Source organism: Prauserella endophytica (assembly GCF_005146945.1).
GTDB lineage: Bacteria > Actinomycetota > Actinomycetes > Mycobacteriales > Pseudonocardiaceae > Prauserella_A > Prauserella_A endophytica.
The window spans coordinates 769934-787811 of sequence record NZ_SWMS01000001.1; the positions used below are offsets into that span (position 1 = coordinate 769934).

Below are 17878 nucleotides of genomic sequence, written 5' to 3' on the forward strand. Positions count from 1 at the left end.
CACGGACACCGCGCGCCAAGGAGCCAAGTAGATGACAACATGCCGATTGTGCGGCTCCGCGAGCATGGCAGGTGTCGTGGACCTCGGGGCGACGCCGCCGTGTGAGCGGTTTCTGACGCGGGACCAGCTCGACGAACCGGAAGTCACGTATCCGCTGCACCTGCGCGTCTGCACCGAATGCTGGCTCGCGCAGATCCCGCCGCTCATCACGCCGGAGGACACGTTCACGGAGTACGCCTACTTCTCGTCGTACTCCCAGTCCTGGGTGGATCACGCGCGCCGCTTCGTGGAGAGCGCCGTCGAGCGTGCCTCGCTGGACGAGAACTCCTTCGTCGTCGAGGTCGCCAGCAACGACGGGTACCTGTTGCAGCACGTGGTGTCACGGTCGATGCGCTGTCTCGGGATCGAGCCCTCGGTGAACGTCGGCCAGGCCGCCCGCGACAAGGGAGTCCCAACGCTCACGGCATTCCTCGGCCCAGAGACGGGAGCGCAGGCCCGCGCCGAGCACGGACCCGCGAACCTGGTGGTGGCCAACAACGTCTACGCGCACATCCCCGACGTCGCCGGCTTCACCCACGGCCTGCGCGCGCTGGTGGCCGACGACGGCTGGGTGTCGATCGAGGTGCAGCATCTGCTGACGCTGATCCAGAAGGTGCAGTACGACACGATCTACCACGAGCATTTCCAGTACTACACCGTGGAGTCGGCGCGAAGGGCGCTCGCGGTGGGCGGTTTGTCCGTTGTGGACGTCGAGCTGCTGCCGACCCACGGCGGTTCCATCCGGCTCTGGGCACGACCGGTCGAGGTCGCGGGCGAACCGAGCTCGCGCATGGTCGATGTCCTCGCGCGCGAGAAGGCCGCCGGCCTGCACGAGCTGAGCGGCTACACCGCGTTCGCCGCCGAGGTGGACCGCGTGCGGCTGGACCTGCTGCGGTTCCTCACCGAGGCCGCCGCGAACGGCAGGACCGTGGTGGGCTACGGCGCGCCCGGCAAGGGCAACACGCTGCTGAACCACTGCGGCATCCGGCCGGACCTGCTCGCGTACACGGTGGATCGCAACCCCTACAAGCACGGCCGGTACACGCCGGGCACGCGGATCCCCATCCTGCCGCCCGAGCAGATCGCACTCGACCGGCCCGATTACGTGCTCGTGCTCCCGTGGAACCTCAGGGAAGAGCTCACGGAGCAGTTGTCCTATGTAGACGAGTGGGGCGGACGGCTGGTGTTCCCGATCCCACGACTGGAGATCGTCGAGGTGACATCGTGAAGGTCGTTCTCTTCTGCGGCGGCTACGGCATGCGCATGCGCAACGGCACGGCCTCGGACGTGCCAAAGCCCATGCAGATGGTGGGCCCGCGCCCGCTGATCTGGCACGTGATGCGCTACTACGCGCACTTCGGGCACACCGAGTTCATCCTGTGTCTCGGCTACGGCGCCCACCACATCAAGGACTTCTTCCTCAACTACGAGGAGACCACGTCCAACGACTTCGTGTTGCGGGGCGGCAAGGCGGAGCTGCTCTCCACCGACATCTCGGAGTGGTCGATCACGTTCGTGCAGACGGGCATCGAGTCCGCTATCGGGGAGCGGCTGCGGCGAGTGCGCCACCACCTCGACGGTGACGAGATGTTCCTCGCCAACTACGCCGACGTGCTCACCGACGCGCCGCTGCCCGACATCATCGAGCGGTTCTCGGCCTCGGACGCGGGCGCTTCGATGATGGTCGTGCCGCCGCAGTCGTCGTTCCACTGTGTGGAGATGGACGAGGGCGGCATGGTCGGCGCCATCACGGCGGTGAGCGAGATGCCGCTGTGGGAGAACGGCGGGTACTTCGTGCTGCGCCAGGAGGTGTTCGACCACATCCCGCAGAACGGCGACCTCGTGGGCGACGGCTGCGCCGAGCTCGCCAAGCGGGGCAGGCTGCTCGCCTACCCGTACCGGGGCTTCTGGAAGCCGACCGACACGGTCAAGGAGCGGGCCGCGCTCGACGAGGCCTACGCCCGCGGCGAGCGCCCGTGGGCGCTCTGGGAGAACGAGCGAGAGGTCGCGAGGACGGCGTGATCCGACTGCTCGCCGGCCGGCTCACGCGGGTCGTTGCGCTCGGCGCCCACTGTGACGACATCGCGATCGGCGCCGGGGGCACGTTGCTGACCCTGTGCTCGGCGTGGCCGGGGGTGCGGGTCGACGCGCTCGTGCTCTCCGGCGGCGGCACCGACCGCGAGGACGAGGAGCGGGCCGCTCTGGCCGCGTTCTGCCAGGGCGCCGACGTGGACGTCACGGTCCTGAAGCTGCCCGACGGGCGGCTGCCCGCGCACTGGGACGAGGCGAAGTCCGCGCTGGAGGAGCTGCGCAGGCGCACCGAACCGGAGCTGGTGATCGCGCCGAGCACCGGCGACGCGCACCAGGACCACCGAGGCCTCGCACAGCTCGTGCCCACGGTGTTCCGCGACCACCTCGCGCTCGGCTACGAGATCGTGAAATGGGACGGCGACCTCGGCACGCCGTCGGCCTACCAGCCGCTCTCGCGCGAGCTCGCGGAGAAAAAGGTGCGGTTGCTGCAACAGCACTACCCCTCCCAGCGACATCGTCCTTGGTATGACCGGGAGGCCTTCCTCGGGCTGGCCCGGATCCGCGGCATCGAGTGCGGACACCACTACGCCGAGGGCTTCTACACCCACAAGTTCACTCTTGCCCTGGAGGGCTGAGACATGCGTGTGCTGCTGACCGGCCACAAGGGCTACCTGGGCACGGTGATGGCCCCGGTGCTCGCCGCCGAGGGCCATGAGGTCATCGGCCTCGACTCCGGCCTCTTCGACGACTGCGTGCTCGGCCTGCTGCCCGGCGACCCGCCCGCCCACACCGTGGACCTGCGCGATGCCGGGCCCGAGCACGTGTCCGGTGTGGACGCGGTGATTCACCTGGCCGCGCTGTCCAACGATCCGCTCGGCGCGCTCGCCCCGCAGCTCACCTACGACATCAACCACCACGCCGCCGTGCGGCTCGCCGAGCTGGCCAAGGCGGCGGGGGTGAGCCGCTTCCTCTACGCCTCGACGTGCTCGGTGTACGGCGCTTCCGGCGACTCGGGGCTCGTCGACGAGGAGGCACCGCTGCGGCCCGTGACGCCCTACGCCGAGTCGAAGGTCAAGGTCGAGGGCGATGTCGGGGCGATGGCCGACGACGACTTCACGCCGGTGTTCATGCGCAACGCGACCGCGTTCGGCTACTCGCCGCGGCTGCGCGCCGACATCGTGCTCAACAACCTCGTCGGGCACGCGGTGCTCTCCGGCGAGGTGCTGGTGCTCTCCGACGGCACGCCGTGGCGGCCGCTCGTGCACGCCGTCGACATCGCGCGCGCGTTCGCCGCAGCGCTCGCCGCGCCGCGGGAGGCCGTGCACAACCGGGCCTTCAACATCGGCACCGAGCGCAACAACGTCACCGTCGCCGAGATCGCCGAGCAGGTGGTGGAGGCCGTGCCGGGCGCGCGGCTGCGGATCACCGGCGAGGCGGGCGCCGACCCGCGCTCGTACCGCGTGGACTTCTCGCGCTTCCGCGAGGCCGTGCCCGGCTTCGACTGCCAGTGGAGCGTCAAGGACGGGGCCGTGGAGCTGGTGGAGGCCTACCAGCGTTTCACGCTGACCCCGGAGGACTTCGCGCGGCGCTTCACGCGGCTGGCGTGGCTGCGTGACCGGATGGAAGACGGCACCGTCGACGACACCCTGCGCGGGCAGTGATGAACACGGGGATGAACACGGGCGCCGAGATGCACGCGCTGGTCGAGCGGCTCTACCCGCTCTGCCGCAGCATCACGGGCGACGGAGTGCGCCGGACGCTGGAGATCGTCGGCGAGTACCTGCCGCTGCGGCTGTACGAGGTACCCACCGGCACGCAGGTCTTCGACTGGACCGTTCCGAAGGAATGGAACATCTCCGACGCCTGGATCGCCGACTCCGAGGGCAAGCGGGTGGTGGACTTCGCCGAGTCCAGTCTGCACGTGGTGAGCTACAGCGTGCCGGTGTCGGCCACGATGAGCCTCGCCGAGCTGCGCGAGCACCTGCACACCCTGCCCGACCAGCCGTCGCTCGTGCCCTACCGCACCAGCTACTACTCGCCGGACTGGGGTTTCTGCCTCTCGCAGAACGCGCTCGACGCCCTGCCGGACGGTGACTACGAGGTCCGCATCGACTCGACGCTGGAGGACGGGCACCTGACCTACGCGGAGCACGTCGTGCCCGGCGAGGTCACCGACGAGGTGATCGTGTCGTGCCACGTGTGCCATCCCTCCCTGGCGAACGACAACCTCGCCGGGATCGCCGTCGCCACGTTCCTCGCCCGCGAGCTGGCGCAGCGGGAGCCGTACTACACCTACCGGTTCCTGTTCGTGCCCGGCACGATCGGCTCGATCACGTGGCTGGCCCGCAACGCCGAGCGCATCGGCAAGGTGAAGCACGGGCTCGTGCTCGCGTGCGCGGGTGACCCTGGGTCGTTGACGTACAAGAAGAGCAGGCGCGGGGACGCCGAGATCGACCGTGTCGTCCAGCACGTGCTCGCCGAGCGCGAGCACACGGTGGTGGACTTCTCGCCGTACGGCTACGACGAACGGCAGTTCTGCTCACCCGGGTTCAACCTCGGCGTCGGCTCGCTGACGCGCACGCCCTACGCGGGCTACCCCGAGTACCACACGTCGGCCGACAACCCGGACTTCGTGACCGCGCAAGCCATGGCCGACACGCTCGCCGCGTGCCGGGACGCGTTCTCGGTGCTCGACCGCAACCGCCGCTACGTGAACCTGAGCCCGTACGGCGAGCCGCAGCTCGGCAAGCGCGGGCTCTACGGCTCCCTTGGGGGCCGCAGTGACGCCAAGCAGGCCCAGCTCGCGATGCTGTGGGTGCTCAACCTCTCCGACGGCGACCACACGCTGCTCGACATCGCGCAGCGCTCGGGCATCGCCTTCGACGCGGTGGCCGCCGCCGCCGACGCGCTGTACGCGGCCGGGCTGCTCGCCCCGGCCCCGCCCGCGAGGGAGTGAGCGATGCGGCAAGGCGTGCGCGCCATGGCGGGGCGGCTCAGCTGGGGCCTCGGTGACCAGGCGGTGTCGAGCCTGTCCAACTTCGCGGTCGGCATCGTCGTCGCCCGCGGTCTCGGCGTCACGGGCTTCGGCGTGTTCACGCTCGCGTGGGTGACCTACGGCGTGCTGCTCAACGTCTCACGCGGCCTCGCGACCGACCCGCTCGTGGTGCGTTTCAGCGGCGCCGCGGACGAGCGATGGCGTTCCGCCGTGGCACGCTCGTCGGGCACGGCGCTGCTGATCGGCCTCGGCTCGGGCGCGCTGAGCGTCCTCGCGGGACTCGCGCTCGGTGGAGTGATCGGCTGGGCGTTCCTAGGGCTCGGCGTCGTTCTCCCTGGCCTGCTGGTGCAGGACTCGTGGCGGTACGCGTTCTTCGCGGCGGGACAGGGGCAGAAGGCGTTCCTCAACGACATCGTGTGGGCGGCCGCCATGGTGCCCGCGCTGTTCCTCGCGGCGAAGTCGGGCACCGTGTTCGCCTTCGTGCTCGCGTGGGGCCTTTCCGCCGCGCTTGCCGCGGGCTACGGCGCGCTCCAGTCCGGGGTGCTGCCGAGCGCGGGCGGAGCGCGGGAATGGGTGTCACGCCACCGCGACCTCGGCTCGCGCTACCTCGTCGAGAACGTCAGCAACAGCGGCGCCTCGCAGCTGCGGATGTACGGCCTCGGCGCGATCGCGGGCCTGTCCGCCGTCGGTGCCATCCGGGGTGGCGAGCTGCTGCTCGCGCCGTTCCTCGCGCTGCTGATGGGCGTGAGCCTCGTCGCGGTGCCCGAGGCGGCGCGGGTGCTCAAACGGTCCCCGGCCCGGCTGCCCGCGTTCTGCCTCGTGCTCGGTGGAGGGCAGGCCGCCGCGGCGCTGGTGTGGGGCCTCGGGATCCTGCTGTTCCTGCCCGATTCGCTTGGCACGCTCGTGCTCGGCGAGGTATGGGGACCTGCCGAGGAGCTGATCCTGCCGATCACGCTCTCGGTCACCGGCGCGGGCGTGGTGGCCGGTGCGACGGCGGGGCTGCGTGCGCTCGGGGCGGCGAAGCTGAGCCTGCGGGCCCAGCTGTTCGCCTCGGCAGGCTACCTCGGCGGCGGGCTCGCCGGAGCCGCGCTCGGCGGGGCCCTCGGCGCCAGCTGGGGCTCCACGATCGCGATGTGGTGCGGTGCGGCCGTCTGGTGGTGGCAGCTGCGGGTGGGTTTCCGCCAGTACGTCGTGCCCGAGCCGGACCAGCCCGAGGAGATGAGGACGCGATGAGCAGGACCGCGCCACCGCGAGTCGGCCTGTTCGGCCTGCTCGGCTCCGGAAACATCGGTAACGACGGTTCCCTCGAGGTGATCCTCGACTACCTCCAGCGGGAACATCCCGACGCCGTGCTCAGTGGCTTCTGTTCCGGCGCTGCGGTGGTGCGCGAGCGCTACGGCCTGCCGACCGCGTCGCTGCACTGGTTCTACGGCCGCCCCCGCCCACGTACCCGTGTCGGCGTGTTCGTCGCGAAAGCGCTCGGGAAACTGCTCGACCCGATTCGGGTCCTGCGTTGGGTCCGCGGACAGGACGTGGTGATCGTGCCCGGCGCGGGCGTGCTGGAGACGACGCTTCCCTTGCGCGCCTGGGGTTTCCCCCTGTCGCTGTTCCTGCTCACTGCGGCGGGGCGGCTGACGGGCACGCCGGTGGCGCTGGTGAACGTCGGCGCCAACGTGATCAAACAGCGCGCCACCCGGCTGTTCATCGGTTCGGCGGCGAAGCTGGCTCACTACCGGTCGTTCCGCGACGTCCGCTCCCGCGCCGCTCTACAGGAGATGGGAGCCGACACGGTGGCGGACGACGTCTACCCGGATCTCGTGTTCGCGCTGCCCGAGCCCGAGGCGTCGACGGACACCGGCACGCCGGTGGTCGGGGTCGGGCTGATGGCCTTCTCCGGTTCGAACGACGACCGGCGCGATGCCGCCCGCATTCGCGCCACCTACGTCACCGCGATGAAGGAATTCGTGTGCAGGCTCATCGACCGGGGCTACCGGCTGCGCCTGTTCACCGGTGACATCTACGACGACGCTGTGGTCGCCGATGTGCTTGCCGACCTGCGCGAGCAGCGCCCCGGACTGCCCGCGTCCGCCGTGGTGGCCGAACCCATGACCACGCTCAGGGAACTCATGCGGCAGATGGCCGGGGTCGACTTCGTGGTGGGCACGCGCTACCACAACGTGCTCTGCGGGCTCAAGCTCGCCAAGCCGACGATCTCCATCAGCTACTCGGCCAAGAGCGACGATCTCATGGCCGAGTTCGGGATGGCGGAGTTCTGTCAGCCCGCCAAGGCCGTCGACGTCGACCGGCTCGTCGCGCAGTTCACCGAACTCGAACGGCGCGCCGATGAGCTGCGCCCCGCGCTCGCCGAGCGCAGCCGGGCGTGCAGGGAACGGCTGGAGCAGCAGTACTCCGTGTTGTCCAAGGCTCTCTTTCCGAACGGAGGGCGACGATGAAGGCCATCCCCGTCCCGGCCATCGCCGGGGCCTACCTTTTCGAACCGACGCCGCACGTCGACGCGCGCGGGTTCTTCTCCCGCACGTTCGACCGGGAGGTGGTGCGTTCCGTGGGCATCGACCCCGACGGCTTCGCGCAGGACAGCCTCTCCCGCTCCGCCAAGGGCGTGATTCGCGGTATGCACCTGCGTTCGGGCCGCGGCGAGGCGAAGCTCGTCCGCTGCTCCTACGGCGAGGTGTTCGACGTGGTCGTTGATCTGCGGCCCGATTCGCCCACCCACCGCAACATCGAGTTCTTCCAGCTTTCCGGCGACACGCAGGTGACCGTGTACGTGCCCGCGGGCTGCGCGCACGGCTTCCAGGCGCTGACCGAACCCGCCGACGTGTCCTACCGCATCGACCGGCCACACGATCCAGCCGAGGACGTCGCGATCGCCCACGACGACCCGGAACTGGCCATCCCGTGGCCACTGCCACCCACCCTGCTGTCGGAGCGGGACAGGCTCGCCCCCTCGCTCGCCGACGCGCTCAGGAAGCCGAGGTAACCGACATGGACACCGAACGGACGCTTCCCCGCTCCAACGTGGCCAACGAGCGGCTGCACCAGCTGATCCCCGGTGGCGCGCACACCTACGCCAAGGGCGACGACCAGTACCCCGAGTGCCTCGCGCCCGTGATCTCCCACGGCGTCGGCGCGCACGTGTGGGACGTCGACGGCAACCGCTACATCGAGTACGGCGCCGGCCTGCGCTCGGTGAGCCTCGGGCACGCGCATCCCCGCGTCACCGAAGCGGCGCGGCGCGAACTCGACCGGGGCTCCAACTTCGTGCGTCCCGGCATCCTCGAACTCGAGGCGGCGGAACGGTTCCTCACCACCGTGCCCACGGCGGACATGGTGAAGTTCGCCAAGAACGGCTCCGACGTCACCACCGCCGCCGTGCGGCTCGCGCGCGCCGCCACCGGACGCCAGCTGGTGGCCATCTGTGCCGACCAGCCGTTCTTCTCCACCGACGACTGGTTCATCGGCACAACCGCGATGGACGCCGGCATTCCCGCCAGGACCAGGCCGCTCACGGTGACGTTCCCGTACGGCGACCTCGCCGCGACGGAGGAGCTGCTGCGGCGGCACGACGGGCAGATCGCGTGTCTCATGCTCGAGGCGGCGTCGGGGCAACTGGAACCCCCACCGGGCTACCTCGAAGGACTGCGCTCGCTCGCCGACACCTACGGCTGTGTGCTGATCTTCGACGAGATGATCACCGGTTTCCGCTGGTCGGAGGCCGGGGCGCAGGGCTTGTACGGCGTGACGCCCGACCTGTCGACGTTCGGCAAGGCGCTCGGCAACGGCTTCGCCGTGTCGGCGCTCGCCGGCAAGCGTGAGCTGATGGAGCTCGGCGGTCTTCGTGGCCGGGGCGACCGTGTCTTCCTCCTCTCCACCACGCACGGCGCTGAAACGCACTCGCTCGCCGCGGCGATGGCCGTGCTGCAGACCTACACCGAGGAGGGCATCACCGCGCGGCTGCACGACCTCGGCGAGCGGCTGGCCGCCGGTGTGCGGGAGGTCGCCGAGGGTATGGGCGTCGGCGACCACGTCCTCGTCCGTGGCCGCGCGAGCAACCTGGTCTTCGCGACGCTGGACGAGCACGGCAGGCCCTCGCAGCAGTACCGGACCCTGTTCCTGCGGCAGCTGGTTTGCGGCGGCGTGCTCGGCCCCTCGTTCGTGGTCAGCAGCGCGCTGTCCGGCGAGGACATCGAGCGGACCGTCGAGGTCGTCTCGCAGGCGTGCGCGGTGTACCGGAAGGCACTCGACGCGCAGGATCCCACGGCGTGGATGGGCGGCCGCTCGGTCAAGCCGGTGTTCCGCCGCCGGGCCTGACCAGCGCGGCCCTTTCGGCGACGACGTCGATCGCCACGGCCAGCACGGGCACGAACACGAAGGCCGTGGCGAAGCCGCCGAGCGTGTCCGTGGCGTAGTGGGCGTCCAGCGACGTCTGCGCCCACGCCATCTCGGCGCCGCCAAGCAGCGCCGTTCCCGCGACCACGGCGAGCGCCGCCCTGCCGCCGACGCGGAAGACGTCCACCACGAGCAGACCGAACACGATCCCGATGGCGGTGGCGAACGCCGTGTGCCCGCTGGGGTAGGCGAGGTGGCCGTCGTTGATCGTGCGATCGAAGACGTCCTTCAGCGGCGTGGTGGCGAACGCGGGCACGAGGCACGCGACGGTGAGGATCGCGAGCCGGAACCGCCGCAGCGCCAGGCACATCCCGGCCAGCACGGCCACGAGGATCGCGGCGCCCACGGGTTCGCCGCCGAAGTCGACCATGAGCGCGACCTCGCGTCTCGGCCCGACGGGCTCGCCGACGAGGGACTCGACCCACGCGTCCACGCCGCTCGCCGTCGACTCGCCGGCGTGGAGAAACCCGAGCAGGAGCACCACGAGCACGCCGATTCCCGCCGCCATACCGAGCGGCAGTCGTAGCCGCCTCGGCAGGGCGAGCCCGCCGTCCTCGCTCATCGGTTCCATGCGCACACCACTAAGTCGGCGTTGCCGGATCGTTCGTTTCGGACACGGCCTTTCGGCGTAACGATCTTGTGCCCCAACGCGAATCCAATATGGAACCGCGGAGGAGGGACCCCATGCGCCTGCGATCCGCCGAGCTGTCCACGCGAACCATCGGTGACGAGACGATCGTGCTGAGCCTGCCCACCTCCCGGTACTTCACGATCACCGGTGTGGGCACACGGCTGTTCGAACTGCTGACCGAGGAGACGTCGGTCGACGCACTCGTCGGCACGATCGTGGCCGAGTACGACGTCGACGACGCCACCGCGCGCCGGGACGTCGAGGCTTTCGTCGAACGGCTGCGCGATGCCCAGCTCCTGCACTGACGAGCGGCCCACCGTGCTGCCGACGCTCTCGGCGCGGGAAATCGCGCTCGGGTGCCCGGTCGGCGCCGTGCCGCTGCTGCTCGCGAGGGCCGCGCGGGTCGACCCGGATCCGGTGCGCGCGCTGCGCGATGCCGTGCGGCCCGCGCTGCTGCGCCCGCCGTGCGTCGTCGCCTTCTCGGGAGGAAGGGACTCCGCGCTGCTGCTGGCCGTCGCCGCCGATCTAGCCGCGCGCGAGGGCCTGCCCGCGCCGATCGCGGTGACGTTCCGCTATCCAGGCGATCCCGCCGCCGACGAGACGGCATGGCAGGAGAAGGTGCTGGCCCACCTGGGTTCGCGGATCGAATGGATCCGCCGCGACATCACCGGCGAGCTGGACGTGCTCGGCCCGCTCACGACGCCCGTGCTGCGTGAGCACGGGGCGCCGGTGTACCCCGCCGCTGTCGGCAACACGGTGCTGCTCGCGCGGTACGCGCGCGGCGGCAGCCTCGTGACGGGCAACGGCGGTGACGAGGTGCTCGGCGGGCATCGCGCGGCGCTGCTTCGTGCGGTGGTGCGCAGGCGAGGGCGCGGGCTCACCGGCGCCGACTGGCGGCTCGCGGCGACCTGTGCGGCGCCCGCGCCGGTGCGCAGGCACCGGGCCCGGCGAGTGCTGGGTGACGCGCCGTGGCTGCGCCCCCCGCTGCGCCGGGCGCTCGGTGTGGACGGTGCCGCGCGGCCCCTGCGCTTCGACCGCAGTGTGTGGTCCGCTCTGGCGCCCCGCGCGGTCCTGGTCGGCAGGCGCACGCGGGCCGCCGTCGCCGGGCAGTACGACTGCGCGCTCGTCGAACCGCTGGGGGCGGCGGACTTCGTCGCGTCGTACGCGGCGTTCGGCGGGCCGTGGGGTGGGCTGACGCGCGCTGAGGGCACCCGGCTGCTGGCAGGTGAGCTGTTGCCGCCGGAGGTGGTCTCGCGGCGCGACAAGGCGTACTTCAACGCGTCGCGGTTCGGCGCCGTGTCGCGTGCCTTCGCGCGAGAGTGGGACGGCGGCGGGGTCGATCAGGACCTCGTCGATCCGGTGGCCCTGCGGGCGGCGTGGCTGTCGGAGGTCCCGCCCGCGTCCACGGCGCTGCTGCTGCAGCAGGCGTGGCTGGCGAGCGCGGAGGAGCGGTGAGCGTGCGGGGAGTGGTGCGGTTCGTGGCGGAGGTGCCGGGCGCGGTCGTGACGTTGGTGCGGGTGGGGCTGGCGCCCGGGGATGTGGCGCTGGCGTGGCTGGCGGACGAGGAGGAGCGGTGAGCGTGCGGGGAGTGGTGCGGTTCGTGGCCGAGGTGCCGCGCGCGGTCGTGACGTTGGCGCTGATCGAACGGAGCCTGCGCACCGAAGATCTGCCGTCGACGTGCCTGCGGCTCGGCGTCGGCTGGGATCTCGACAGCGCGGCGCCGCCCGCGCGCGAGCGGGCCGTGCTGCCGCGGCGCACGCGTCCGGCCGTGGTCGCGACGAGGCTCGTCGCCGCGTGCTGGCCCGCGGGGGACACGTGCCTGCGCCGGTGCCTGCTGATCGGGCACCGCCTGCGTGAGCTGGACCCGGTGCTGCGGATCGGCGTGCGGCGTGAGGACGGCGCGTTCTTCGCGCACTCGTGGCTGGAGATCGGCGGCCGCTCGCTCGACCCCGGCGCGTCGGCGTTCGCGACCCTCGGCGCTGCGGGGCGGTGAGCGGCGTGGCGTACCGGTACCGGGCGCACGGCTTGGGGATCGTGAGCGACCTGGAACTGCCGCTGCCGCCCGGTGATGGCCGCCACGAGGTGACCCTTCGCCTCGGCGAGGCGGTGGACGTCCCCCATCGGCGGCCGGAGGGGAAGCCGCTGGCGGAGCTGTCGCGCGAGGGCGGGCGGATGTTCTACGCGCTCGCTCGCGAGGGCGAGCGGACGGTGCTGCGTTACCCGGAGCTGGCCGAGTTCGCGGGCGACGCGGACCTCGCGGACGTGACCGCGCATCCGCAGCGCGGCGCCGATCCGGGACTGCTGTCGGTGCTGGCGTCGGGCACGCTGCTGGCGGTGCAGCTGCTGCTTCGAGGGCACCTAGTGCTGCATGCGAGCGCCGTGGAGGCCGAGGGGCGGGCCATCGCGTTCGTCGGCGCGTCGGGCATGGGCAAGTCGACGCTCGCCGCCGCGCTCTGCGGAGCCGGGTGCGGACTGGTGGCGGACGACGTGCTGCGGGTCGACCCCGCCGGCGCGAACGGGTTCGTGGCGCATCCGGGAAGCACCGAGAGCCGGCTGCGCCCGAACGCGCGGCAACTGGCCGACTCGGCGCCTGGGTCTGCGGTGCGCCCCACCGCGGACGGCAGGCTGGCGCTGCGACCCGGTTCCCGTGCGGGTGGGCCGCTGCCGCTCGCGGCGTGCGTCGTACCCCGGCCGAGCCGGGAGGCGGGCGACGTCGTGGTGCGCCGGGTACCCCCTTCGAGGGCGCTGTTGTGGCTGTGCCGGTTCCCGCGCGTGCTCGGGTGGTCGGACCCCTCCTCGCTGGGGCACACCTTCCAGGCGCTCGGTGACCTCGTCGAACGCGTACCCCTCTTCGAGGCGACCGTCCCGTGGGGCCCGCCCTTCCGCCCGGAGATCCCGGGTCGCCTGCTGGCGGCCCTGGCGGAACCGGCAAGGGTGTGACCGCGCGAGTCCCCCGCTCTGACCCGCGAGTCCCCCTTTCCGGTCTGCGAGTTGCCCCTTCCGGTCTGCGAGTTGCCCCTTCGGGCCCGCGAGTTCCCCATTCGGCGGCCGTCGGGAGCGGGCAACTCGCGGTTGGGAGCGGGGGACTCGCGGGCTGGAGCGGGGGACTCGCCGGCTGGAGCGGGGGACTCGCGGGCGTCAGCGGTAGGCCGCCGATTGGAGGGTGTACAGCTCGGCGTACTGGCCTGCCCTCGACATGAGCTCGTCGTGGGTGCCGCATTCGACGACGCGGCCACCATCGAGAACGTAGATGCGGTCGGCGAGACGCGTGCTGGAGAACCGGTGCGAGATGAGCAGGGCCGCGCGGCCCCCGAGCATGGCCCGCACGTCGGCGAACAGCTCGTACTCGGCACGCGGGTCGAGGGACGCGGCGGGCTCGTCGAGCACCACCAGCCCCGTGTCGCGGTACAACGCTCTCGCCAGGGCCACCCGCTGCCACTGCCCACCGGACAGGTCCACACCCTCGTCGAGGTCGCGGCCGAGCATCGTGTCGAGCCCGTCGGGCAGTTCCCGCGTCGCCGCGAGCAGGCCCGCGCGCTTGGCGGCGTCCTCGAGGTCGGCGTCGTCGCGGTACCCGTCGCTGATCACGATGTTCTCGCGCAGCGTCAGCTGGTAGCGCACGAAGTCCTGGAAGATCACGGTCACCGACGCCCGCACGTCGGCGGCGGGCACGACGGCGCCGTCCCACCGGCGGGAGCCCGTGTCCGGCGCGTACAGCCCGGCCGCGATCTTGGCGAGCGTGGTCTTTCCGGAGCCGTTCTCGCCGACCAGCGCCACGACCTCGCCCGCGCCGATCCGGATGTCGACCCCGTCCACCGCGGGCCGCTCCTGACCCGGGTAGCGGAAGGTGACGTCGCACAAAGCGATCCCCTCGGTGAGCGTTCGCTTGCGCCCGCGCGGCGCGGCCGGCGGCACCGAGGCGACGAACCGTTCGAGATCCGCGAGGAACGGGGCCGACTCGAACAGGCCCCCGATCGATGTGAACAGCGTGTTGAGCTGCCCGGACAGCAACCGCACGGCGATCGCGGCCGCACCGGCCTCCGGTAACCCGATTCGTCCCTGCCGCACGAGCGCGACGATCGCGAGCAGCGCACCCGTCAACGCCGCCGCGACCCCGAGCGTGGTCAGCGCGGCGATCAGCTGCCGGTGCCGCACCTGCCCGCGCAGGCCGGCGTTCACCTCGTGGTTGAGCTCTGCGTGCTTCTCCCGCAGCCGTCCGGCCGAGTCGAACGCGCGCAGCTCGGCGGCGTAGGGCCGCTGCGTGAGCAGCTGCCGCAGGTAGTTGCGCCGCCTGGCGAACGGCGTGAGCCGGTGGGCGAACGCGAACTCGGTGCGGCTCGCCCAGCGCGAGAGCAGCACCGCTGGCAGCCCGGCCGCGAGCAGGATCGGCACCAGCAGCGGCTCGACGCCGATCAGCACCGCCGACAGCGTCACCACGCCGAGCAGGCTGCCGGTGAGCCCCAGCAGCGAGGTCGTGACGGTGAACGGCCTCGTCAGCGCGTTCTGCTGGATTCGCTCGAGCGAGGTCGCGAAGCCGGACGACTCGTAGGTCACCAGGTCGGCGCGCGCGGTGGTGTCGAGCAGCCGGTCCCACACCCGCTGCGAGACCCGCTCACCGAGCAGCCGGTGCTGCTGGGTCTGGAGTGGACCGACCGACCCGGACAGCGCGGTCGCGAGCGCGAGCAGCAGCAGCGACGGGGTGATCCCGAGTGCGGCGTCCTCGGGCTGCAGCAACGCGTCGAAGGTGAGCTTGCCCGCGGCGACCACGCCGAGTGCCGCGGTGGCGCCGATGATCTGGTACACCGAGGCGACCACCGCCCCCAGTGGATCGGCACGGCGAACCTCGCGCGCGGCGGCCGCGATCAGCCGCGGGGTGTTCACCGAGGCTCTGGCCACTTTTCGCAGGCGCACCAACCGATCTTATCCGCGGCGAGTGCGAAAACCGAGCCGCGCACAATACCTCAGCGGTACCGGTTTCGTTGCCGAGTGGACACGTTATCCGTCCAGGCGTAACGAATGCGCCGAAAGTACGAATGGTCTGCTAGGCGCGATGGTGTGCCTGTTTCGCCGTGGTTCCAATTGTTCGGAAAGGGGGTGCGGAATGAAAGAAGTTTACACCGCTCCCGCGCTCGAAGAGATCGGTTCGGTAGCCGAGATCACGCTCGGACAGTCGCAGGGGAGCCGGCTCGACGCCGACTTCGCGGCGGGCACCGTCTTCGGTGACCTGACCTTCTCCTGAGGAGTTTGCCACTTCGACACACGGAGAGGAGGTGTACCCCAATGCGCCAGCCGTACGTGCCACCCGAGCTCACCACTCTGGGGACGGTCGTGGAGATGACGCAGTCCGCTATCGGCGGGGACAACGCGGACAATTTGTCCTGGCTTCCGGTCCTCGGGCCGATTTTCGGCGACGATACATTCTCCTGACGGATCAGCCACGGGGCCGAAGAATGTGCACGGCCCCGTGGCCCGTTGGCGTGTCACGAATTCGAACGGCTGCCCGAAAGAAAGGTGCTCCATGGGCAACCTGTACACAATGGACGAGCTGGAGATCGTGGGTGGCTGGGTCAACGGCTACGAGCGGGTGCCGCTGCCACAGCCTCCGTACGGCTCGCCGCGGCAGGTGCTCGACCGGATCCTGCTGACGCACCTGACCCGCTCGCCCTGTCTGCTCGCGTTCTCCGGGGGCAGGGACTCGTCGGTGCTGCTCGCGGCGGCGGTCCACGCCGCGCGCCGGGAGGGTCTGCCGTTGCCGGTTCCGGTGACACTCACCTACCCGAACGCGCCCGCCACCGACGAGGCGCAGTGGCAGCAGGCGGTGCTGGACCACCTGGGCGTGCACGAACGTGTGGTGCTCTCGGTGCTGGACGAGCACGATCCGATCGGCCCCGTCGCCGCGCCGCTGTTACGCGAGCACGGTCTACTGTGGCCACCCAACATCGCGCCAACGTGGCGCATGATGAACCTCGCCCGCGGTGGGGTGCTGCTCACCGGCGAGAGCGGCGACGAGGTGTTCGGCCTCAAGCGCATCACGCCGTTGACGAAGGTGCTCAAGGCCAGGGGCAAGGTCCGCCCGCAGGTCTATCCCTACATCGCGCGGGCGTTCGCTCCGGCGGTGGTGCGCAGGCGCTGGGCGCTGCGCCACCACTACCGCAGGCCCTGGCTGCGGGACGACGTCGCGCGGCTGCTCGCGCGCAGGGACGCCGACGACATCGCCGCGTCGTCGCTGCACGCCGGGCAGCACGCCTGGCAGTTCGCGACGCGCCGGAGCGTGCGCCGCGCCTACGAGACGGTCCGCACGCTCGGTGAGTCGATCGGGGTCACCTACGTCCAGACCTTCGGTGAGCTGGAGTTCGTCGCCGCAGTGCGCGAGGCGGCCGGGTTCTGGGGCTGGAGCGGCCGTACCGACGCGATGCGCTCGCTTTTCGGTGACCTGTTGCCGCGTACGGTCCTGGAGCGTGACAGCAAGGCCGCTTTCGCCTCGGCGTTGTTCACCAGCCACACGCGTGAGTTCGCCGAGAGCTGGGCCGGTGACGGGGTCGACGCGGACCTGGTCGACCCCGGCGTGCTGCGGCGCATCTGGCTCTCCGATACGCCCTCGGCGCCTTCGATGACGCTGCTGCAGCAGGCGTGGCTGTCCACTCAGGACCGGGCCGCGCGGCCTCTGCGCACCTCGCGCACGGCGTAGCCGAACCGGCTCAGCGCCGAGCGGTGCCTGCCCGCGACGTACTCGGCGTCCGGCAGCAGCAGCGCCCGCACGTACGCGGTCCGGTCGCGCCACGGCAGCACCCGCACCGTGGCGAGCGCCTGCGCGGCGAACGTCTTGTTCGCGTGGGTGTGCAGGGCCAGCCACGACACCTCGCGCCTGGTGGGCACGTAGCCGGGTGCCCATCGCGTCAGCTCGCCGTTGGCAGGCAGCCCGAGCAGCCGGGTGCAGTCGGCGACCGCAGCGGCGACGACCGCCTGGATGCCCCACTCGCGCGCGATGCTCAGGATCGCCGCGCCATCGGGGTCGGCCCAGCGCAGCATCTCCGCGATGTCGCGCAGTGAGCCGAGCCGCAGCGGCCAGTCGCCGAGCGCGGCGTGGTAGCAGGCGTGCAGGAAACGGTTGCGGCGCGAGAGCGCGCGCAGCTGGTGGCCGCCGAGCTCGAACGCCTCGCCTTCGTCCCACAGCGACTCCAGCCGCACCAGCCTGCCCCACGGCCCGAGCACGAAGGTCCGGTGCAGGTCGAGCTCGTAGCCCGCGGCGTGGCGAAGTGTGGTCCCCTTGTCGAAGCGGCGGTCGAACCCCGGCGACGGCTCGGCGAGCGTCCTCACGAGGCCCGCCGTGCCGAGCGTGGTGACCGCGCGTTCGAAGTCGGCTGCCCGCACGAGCACGTCGAGGTCGATGAACGAGCGCAGCGCGGGCTCGCGGTAGTCGAGCCGCGCCACCGCGCTGCCCTTGAGCACCCTGCTGTCGATGCCTGCCTCGCCGAGCAGGCGCACGAGGGAGAGCAGCGCCTGCTCCAGCGACAACACGCGCAGCAGGCCGGCGCGGTGGAGGGCGCGCGCGTCGGCGGCCTGCCGGTCGCGCGTTGGCAGGCGCCCTTCCCCGACGGCCTGGCGCAGCGGGCCGAGCACACGGTGCTCGCGTGCAGCGGCCAGCAGCGCGGTCCACGCCTTGTCGCCGAGCGGTTCGGCGGGAAAGATGCGCGCGGCACCGGGCAGGCCGTGACCTGCGACGGCGAGCAACGTGGCTGGGTAGTGCTCCTCACCGCAGACCCGACGCGCCATCG

At 71.4% G+C, this 17878-nt stretch carries 19 protein-coding genes; 16 read left to right on the forward strand and 3 right to left on the reverse strand.

The window, feature by feature from the left end; translation table 11 throughout:
• The first annotated feature begins 31 nt into the window (after positions 1-31).
• Genes FCN18_RS03885 through FCN18_RS03925 form a run of 9 tightly spaced genes read left to right on the forward strand, consistent with a single transcriptional unit; the run spans position 32 to position 9394 of the window.
• Positions 32-1267 carry a class I SAM-dependent methyltransferase gene (locus FCN18_RS03885; RefSeq protein ID WP_137093253.1) on the forward strand — a complete coding sequence of 412 codons (1236 nt, stop codon included), beginning with the start codon at positions 32-34 and terminating at the stop codon, positions 1265-1267.
• The gene (locus FCN18_RS03890; RefSeq protein ID WP_112266556.1) at positions 1264-2061 is read left to right on the forward strand and encodes a sugar phosphate nucleotidyltransferase; all 798 of its coding nucleotides are present in this window, start codon (positions 1264-1266) and stop codon (positions 2059-2061) included. Before FCN18_RS03885 ends, FCN18_RS03890 begins: the two co-directional genes overlap by 4 nt.
• Positions 2058-2705 carry a PIG-L deacetylase family protein gene (locus tag FCN18_RS03895; RefSeq protein WP_112266557.1) on the forward strand — a complete coding sequence of 216 codons (648 nt, stop codon included), beginning with the start codon at positions 2058-2060 and terminating at the stop codon, positions 2703-2705. Before FCN18_RS03890 ends, FCN18_RS03895 begins: the two co-directional genes overlap by 4 nt.
• A gap of 3 nt (positions 2706-2708) precedes the next feature.
• Positions 2709-3731 carry an NAD-dependent epimerase/dehydratase family protein gene (locus FCN18_RS03900; RefSeq protein WP_137093255.1) on the forward strand — a complete coding sequence of 341 codons (1023 nt, stop codon included), beginning with the start codon at positions 2709-2711 and terminating at the stop codon, positions 3729-3731.
• Between the two features lie 11 nt (positions 3732-3742).
• A complete protein-coding gene (locus FCN18_RS03905) occupies positions 3743-5026 on the forward strand; it encodes a DUF4910 domain-containing protein (RefSeq protein ID WP_113642047.1) in 1284 nt (427 codons plus the stop codon).
• A 3-nt stretch (positions 5027-5029) separates the two neighbouring features.
• Positions 5030-6298 (forward strand): MATE family efflux transporter, encoded by a 1269-nt coding sequence (locus tag FCN18_RS03910; protein WP_137093257.1) that lies wholly within the window; start codon positions 5030-5032, stop codon positions 6296-6298.
• Positions 6295-7518, forward strand: coding sequence for a polysaccharide pyruvyl transferase family protein (locus tag FCN18_RS03915; protein WP_137093260.1), 1224 nt, complete (start codon positions 6295-6297; stop codon positions 7516-7518). Before FCN18_RS03910 ends, FCN18_RS03915 begins: the two co-directional genes overlap by 4 nt.
• Positions 7515-8063, forward strand: coding sequence for a dTDP-4-dehydrorhamnose 3,5-epimerase family protein (locus FCN18_RS03920; RefSeq protein WP_113642019.1), 549 nt, complete (start codon positions 7515-7517; stop codon positions 8061-8063). Before FCN18_RS03915 ends, FCN18_RS03920 begins: the two co-directional genes overlap by 4 nt.
• Positions 8064-8068: 5 nt before the next feature.
• Entirely contained in the window at positions 8069-9394 is a 1326-nt protein-coding gene (locus FCN18_RS03925; RefSeq protein ID WP_112266567.1) for a glutamate-1-semialdehyde 2,1-aminomutase, read from the forward strand.
• Here FCN18_RS03925 and FCN18_RS03930 read toward each other — a convergent pair.
• The gene (locus tag FCN18_RS03930) at positions 9366-10043 is read right to left on the reverse strand and encodes a phosphatase PAP2 family protein (protein ID WP_137093262.1); all 678 of its coding nucleotides are present in this window, start codon (positions 10041-10043) and stop codon (positions 9366-9368) included. The genes FCN18_RS03925 and FCN18_RS03930 overlap by 29 nt on opposite strands.
• A gap of 113 nt (positions 10044-10156) precedes the next feature.
• On the opposite strand from FCN18_RS03930, the gene FCN18_RS03935 reads away from it, so the two are divergent.
• The 5 genes from FCN18_RS03935 to FCN18_RS03955 are packed head-to-tail and all read left to right on the forward strand — an operon-like array spanning position 10157 to position 13043.
• A complete protein-coding gene (locus tag FCN18_RS03935) occupies positions 10157-10408 on the forward strand; it encodes a PqqD family protein (protein WP_137093264.1) in 252 nt (83 codons plus the stop codon).
• Positions 10389-11558 carry an asparagine synthase-related protein gene (locus FCN18_RS03940; protein WP_137093266.1) on the forward strand — a complete coding sequence of 390 codons (1170 nt, stop codon included), beginning with the start codon at positions 10389-10391 and terminating at the stop codon, positions 11556-11558. Before FCN18_RS03935 ends, FCN18_RS03940 begins: the two co-directional genes overlap by 20 nt.
• Complete coding sequence (locus FCN18_RS40480) at positions 11555-11680, forward strand: hypothetical protein (RefSeq protein WP_267285351.1); 126 nt, start codon at positions 11555-11557, stop codon at positions 11678-11680. Before FCN18_RS03940 ends, FCN18_RS40480 begins: the two co-directional genes overlap by 4 nt.
• Positions 11677-12096, forward strand: a complete 420-nt coding sequence (locus FCN18_RS03950) for a lasso peptide biosynthesis B2 protein (protein ID WP_228713618.1) — start codon at positions 11677-11679, stop codon at positions 12094-12096. Before FCN18_RS40480 ends, FCN18_RS03950 begins: the two co-directional genes overlap by 4 nt.
• Positions 12097-12101: 5 nt before the next feature.
• On the forward strand, positions 12102-13043 hold the full coding sequence (locus FCN18_RS03955; RefSeq protein ID WP_137093268.1) for a hypothetical protein: 942 nt from the start codon (positions 12102-12104) through the stop codon (positions 13041-13043).
• Positions 13044-13241: 198 nt separating this feature from the next.
• On the opposite strand, the gene FCN18_RS03960 is transcribed toward FCN18_RS03955, so the two are convergent.
• Positions 13242-15014, reverse strand: a complete 1773-nt coding sequence (locus FCN18_RS03960; protein WP_137093270.1) for an ABC transporter ATP-binding protein — start codon at positions 15012-15014, stop codon at positions 13242-13244.
• A 190-nt stretch (positions 15015-15204) separates the two neighbouring features.
• Between FCN18_RS03960 and FCN18_RS03965 the strand changes: the two genes are divergently transcribed.
• Together FCN18_RS03965 and FCN18_RS03970 are read left to right on the forward strand one after the other, a co-directional pair.
• On the forward strand, positions 15205-15342 hold the full coding sequence (locus FCN18_RS03965) for a lasso RiPP family leader peptide-containing protein (RefSeq protein WP_112276666.1): 138 nt from the start codon (positions 15205-15207) through the stop codon (positions 15340-15342).
• 279 nt (positions 15343-15621) lie between these two features.
• Positions 15622-16791 carry an asparagine synthase-related protein gene (locus tag FCN18_RS03970; RefSeq protein ID WP_228713620.1) on the forward strand — a complete coding sequence of 390 codons (1170 nt, stop codon included), beginning with the start codon at positions 15622-15624 and terminating at the stop codon, positions 16789-16791.
• On the opposite strand, the gene FCN18_RS03975 is transcribed toward FCN18_RS03970, so the two are convergent.
• Positions 16746-17876: a nucleotidyltransferase family protein gene (locus tag FCN18_RS03975; RefSeq protein WP_158303030.1), complete on the reverse strand. Its 1131-nt coding sequence runs from the start codon at positions 17874-17876 to the stop codon at positions 16746-16748. The two genes, FCN18_RS03970 and FCN18_RS03975, sit on opposite strands and share 46 nt — an antisense overlap.
• Between the last annotated feature and the right edge of the window lie 2 nt (positions 17877-17878).